The following is a 1,286-nucleotide window of genomic DNA, read 5'->3' as shown; positions in this document are numbered from 1 at the left end:
GTCGATGAAGCCGCTTTGGTCAAATCCGAAATCGAAGTGATGGTTCAAGTCAACGGTAAACTGCGCGGCAAAATCACCGTCGCCGCCGACGCATCCAAAGCCGACCTCGAAGCCGCCGCCCTTGCCAACGAAGGCGCAGTGAAATTCATGGAAGGCAAGCCTGCGAAGAAAATCATCGTCGTTCCGGGCAGACTGGTGAACATCGTGGTGTAAAGCTGATTCGACATTAATTGCTGTAATTAGGAAAGGTCGTCTGAAAACTTGGAAACAGGGTTTTCAGACGACCTTTTTAAGGTAGATTGAGCTGTCTACATTACAGACCTCAAATAACTTAAATCTCAAAATCCTAAAAAAGTTCCCTTAGCCTGCACAACAAGATAATTTCGAAATATCTTTATCGAACGTAAGTGCAACTAATTTTAGCCCTTCAGCCATTGTTAAATATGGTGCTAGGGTTTCTGTTAAATCTTCTATCGTTAAGCCAAATTTAACAGCTAATGATGCTGCATAGATGACATCTCCTGCATTTTCAGATACAATATGAACCCCTAATACTTTTAGTGTTTCTGCATCTGCTACTAGTTTAAATACACCGGTTGTTTCACGGTTTACAATTGCTCTTGGAACAGCATCTAAAGGTAATACAGATGTCTTCACATCATACCCTTTCTCTTTTGCTTGTTCTTCTGTTAAACCAACCGTTGCAACCGTCGGATTCGTAAACGTAACAGCAGGAACTACCGATAAATCTATTTTTTTGTTTAATCCACCAATAGCATTATCAGTAATAATTCCACCTTCATAGGCTGCTACATATACAAATTGTGGTCCTAAAGTCACATCTCCTGCTGCATAAATCTTTTCATTACTTGTTTGACCAAAATCATTGATCAGGATTTCATTATTTTTTCCAGTTTCAACACCTGCTGCACTTAAATTTAAAGAATCCGTATTTGGTTTTCTTCCAGTGGCAACAAGTAACTGATCTGATTCAATGACTTCTCTACTGCCATTTACTGTTACGTAAACCCTTTTTATCTCTCCACTTTGTTCAACACGCTCAAAAGTTGCCCCTTTGACAAGGTTTATACCCTGTTCAATTAACGCTTTTTCAACTGACTCTGAAATCTCAGGATCATACTCCTTTAAAAGTCGCTCACTTCTTTGCATAAGCGTTATTTCTGAACCTAAATGATGAAATAGTTGTCCAAGCTCCATTCCAATGTATCCTGAACCAATTACAGTTAATCGTTTTGGTATTTTCTTTAACTCAAGAAGTGTTGTAC

General features: G+C 39.2%; 2 protein-coding genes. One reads left to right on the top strand and one right to left on the bottom strand.

Annotation, left to right across the window (positions count from 1 at the left end):
* On the top strand, positions 1-213 hold a 213-nt coding region (locus ACTHUR_RS11300; RefSeq protein WP_440398633.1), incomplete at its 5' end, for a hypothetical protein.
* Positions 214-360: 147 nt separating this feature from the next.
* Here ACTHUR_RS11300 and ACTHUR_RS11295 read toward each other — a convergent pair.
* On the bottom strand, positions 361-1,286 hold a 926-nt coding region (locus ACTHUR_RS11295), incomplete at its 5' end, for an FAD-dependent oxidoreductase (protein ID WP_440398632.1).

This window comes from Neisseria sp. P0021.S007, from assembly GCF_051956855.1.
The sequence above is the reverse complement of the archived record's forward strand: the minus strand, read 5'-3'. Positions and strand labels throughout refer to the sequence as shown.